At 23.7% G+C, this 3,441-nt stretch carries 4 protein-coding genes and 1 pseudogene; all 5 read right to left on the reverse strand.

Annotated features, from left to right (window positions below; all coding sequences use genetic code 11):
- Window positions 1–192: 192 nt before the first annotated feature.
- The 5 genes and pseudogenes from JWF52_RS16255 to JWF52_RS16270 all read right to left on the reverse strand — a co-directional run bounded on the left by JWF52_RS16255 (window position 193) and on the right by JWF52_RS16270 (window position 3,113).
- Window positions 193–777: a precorrin-2 dehydrogenase/sirohydrochlorin ferrochelatase family protein gene (locus JWF52_RS16255; protein ID WP_208334565.1), complete on the reverse strand. Its 585-nt coding sequence runs from the start codon at window positions 775–777 to the stop codon at window positions 193–195.
- Window positions 778–919: 142 nt separating this feature from the next.
- Window positions 920–1,273: pseudogene (locus tag JWF52_RS19905) on the reverse strand (hypothetical protein); the annotation flags it as partial.
- A 1,023-nt stretch (window positions 1,274–2,296) separates the two neighbouring features.
- Window positions 2,297–2,497, reverse strand: a complete 201-nt coding sequence (locus JWF52_RS16260) for a cold-shock protein (protein ID WP_208334566.1) — start codon at window positions 2,495–2,497, stop codon at window positions 2,297–2,299.
- A 192-nt stretch (window positions 2,498–2,689) separates the two neighbouring features.
- A complete protein-coding gene (locus JWF52_RS16265) occupies window positions 2,690–2,854 on the reverse strand; it encodes a DUF4829 domain-containing protein (RefSeq protein WP_208334567.1) in 165 nt (54 codons plus the stop codon).
- A gap of 106 nt (window positions 2,855–2,960) precedes the next feature.
- On the reverse strand, window positions 2,961–3,113 hold the full coding sequence (locus JWF52_RS16270; RefSeq protein ID WP_208334568.1) for a hypothetical protein: 153 nt from the start codon (window positions 3,111–3,113) through the stop codon (window positions 2,961–2,963).
- Window positions 3,114–3,441 lie beyond the last annotated feature (328 nt).

Raw genomic sequence — 3,441 nt, forward strand, 5'->3', positions numbered from 1 at the left:
TTCATTTTAAGCGACTGTGTTTGCGCTATGTTTTTTCAACTTCCTTAGTTTACCAAAGCTATTTAACTTTGTCAACTTTTTTATTCTGTTCTTTTTTCTATTTGTTTGCCCTCGTCTTAAGGACAAGTATAACTATACCATTTGAGTTTTATATCGTCAATACTTTTTAAGAACTTTTTTATTTTTTTATGTTTAAATCTTCTTTATATATTCTCTAAGTTCTTCAAAAGTAAGATTTACCAAATCATTGAGCATATTTTTCCTTTGAGTAATATTTTCATATTTTTTTATAATGTTAACTCTAGCTATTCCTAAAAGGTTTATATACTCTTCATAACTATCATCATATTTCTCTGATAATTCTTTTTTTATCTTAGATGATAGCGATGGACTTTTACCTCCAGTAGATACACTAATTAGTAAATCTCCTCGTCTTATATATGAAGGTACTGTGTAATTAGATAAATTTATATCATCTACTACGTTAACTAGTTTTCCATTATCTCTGCAATATATTCCTATTTGTTTATTTATTTCTTTATTATTTGTAGCGGCAACTACTATAAAGCTATCTTTTATATATTCTTCTTTATATTTATCTTTTATACATTCAATTTTATCTTTTAAGTCATTAAATTTATCTATAAAATCAGTTGATATCACCTTTACTTTTTTATCAAAAACTAAAAAGTTTTTACATTTTCTATATGCAACTTCTCCTCCACCTATTATAGTTATTTCTAAATCTTTCAATTCTAAATTAATTGGATATAACATTATCTCCCTTGTTGCTAACTATATTAGCTAGCCCTCCCCCTTTCTATATAAAGTTAGTTAATTTATTTATAACCTATCATGCCGTACTTTCTAATCCTGAATAAAGTCTACAAGTCATTAAACCTTTCCATATGTAAACTATTACTTTATAGTTATTCATCCCACAGCTGTGTTCATTTATAGGATTTTTATATCACCTGAATAAACAGCCTCTGTAGTAGCTTACTTTTTAGTTTGATGATTCAGTAAGGCTCCATAAGTTCTAAATCTCATTAGATCCTCAATTCCCTTATTAGTTGTTTGAAACTCAAAATGATTTGCCCACACGTAGCTCAAAGTGTATATAACTATCATCTTCCATAAAAAAGTCTAATCCATATACATCTTTTTACTATCTAAAACAACTAATTCTGTTGAGCCCATTTATCTTTACTTTCTTATTCATTCCAAATAACTTAAGACTTTCCTTGGCAAATATATCCATAGATCTTTTCATTATAAAATCTTCATAGTTTTACTTTTCATTAATTCACTGCCTTTAAGTTCATCATATCATTAAGTTATCAAATCTATTTATTTATATTAACATTTTTATACTTTTAGAGCCACCTATATAAAGTACAAAATAAATTTAAATAGTCTTTCTAAAAAGTAATTTAAAGCTTTTATAAAATATGGTGACGAGTGTAAATTGAAAGATAAGTTATTAATTAAATAATATTAATATAGATTTAGATAAATATGAAGATTTAAATATTGATAAAAATAAATTAAAAAAATTTACAATAATAACTACTAGTATTTGTGTAATAGGTATTGGTTTAATTAGTGCTGTGATTATAAATCCATCATTAACTAGCTTAGTTCCCGTTATAAAATATAACTAAAGTAGATTGGAAATTCAATTTAAATATAGGTACAAAATCTAATATAAAAACTATAGATATAAATCAATCAAAAGATCGCTTTAAATTAAATAATATTTCAATAAGTCCATATAGTATTTTATCTGATATAGAATTTCCTGAAAGTTTTATAGATACAAAAGAGGAAAAAAAGAATATATAAAAAAGAATTAGAATTGATGTAAATAGAGTAAAAGATGTCTATTGGCACAACATTACTAAAGATTGAGTAAAAGCATGGAAATAAATATGGTTATATGAGTTCAAAAATGGAATGGTTAAATCAAGACCATCAGTAATGCTTAACTCAGATAAACTAGAAGACGGACCTAAAAAACTAAGAATTTCTTTTGATAATGTAAAAAATAAAAACTAACGCTTTTGACTTAAATTTAATTTGTAATATAGGTCAACTTGTGTTTTTCCCGAAAAAATGTGTCACAAGTTCCTCAATATAAGCAATACCAATGAATTTATATTTTAAATTTAATAAAGTTTAAAAAGAATAATACGAGTTAGCAGTTGAATATATTTAACTTCATATCCTAATTATAATAATTAATTACAATAAAAAAAGACACAAGATGTGTCTTTTTCACGAACATATATATATATTATAATATAGTTACATTCTCTGCTTGAGGACCTCTAGCACCTTTAACTATATTAAAGTTTACTCTTTGACCTTCTTCTAATGATTTAAATCCATCAGTTTCTATAGCTGAAAAATGTACGAATACATCATCTCCACCTTCTACTGATATAAAACCAAATCCTTTTTCATTGTTAAACCATTTTACTATTCCATTTATCATTAAAAAATACTCCTGTGAACCTATTTCTAGGTCTCTCTCAACTTATTTGTGTATTGCTACAAATATTATTATAGCACATATTAATAATAATAGATAGTCTTTTATTTTAAATACATAACTAGTTTTTAAAGTAAAACTTTGAAACTTGTTGATTTTAAATTTATAATATCTAATACTTCTAGTAATAAATTATTAACGACCCCAAGAAGCGATTTTCCACTTTGAATTTTTATCTTTAACTAATATGTAGTATATTTCATCTTCACCATTGTCTATAGGTGTTTTTGATACATCTTTAAATTTAACATTATATTTAATTTTATATATTTCAACATTTTTTATCAATATTATTATCATCTATAAAAGCTTTATATTGATTTTCATCTCTTACTTTATCTATATGTAGAATATTTATAGACTCTATATTATCTAGTCTATATTTTTGTATATACTCTGGATATTTTTAATATTTTTTATATTCATCATAATCATGCTTATTTTTAAATTCAAAAGATTTTTCTATAACTTTAACAGGATTATATTGACATTCTATTTTATTTTTATAATATACAATTCCAACTATGAAAAAGATAAGTATTAGTTTTTTATTTTTCATATTAATTTTATCTCATTTATATTTTTAATAAACCCAAAGTTATTTTAACATATAAATTTAAAGTGAGTTTAAAGGTCTACTGAAATGACTTTGTATTGGAGTTAAATATAGCAAAAAAGCCAGTATATTTGGCTTTAATGGCTTTAAAAAATCAATTTAAATTACTTTTTATCTTTAACTACATTATTTATAAAATCATCTATATCTATTAACTCACTTTCCTTAGATTTATAATTTCCATAAATTTCACCTGTAGTGGCATCAACTAATACTCTTTTGCTAGTTTCAGCACTTTGATCTTTATTTTCGAAATAAAAAACATAATAAT

Source organism: Clostridium sp. CCUG 7971 (genome assembly GCF_017590215.1).
Lineage (GTDB): Bacteria > Bacillota > Clostridia > Peptostreptococcales > Peptostreptococcaceae > Faecalimicrobium.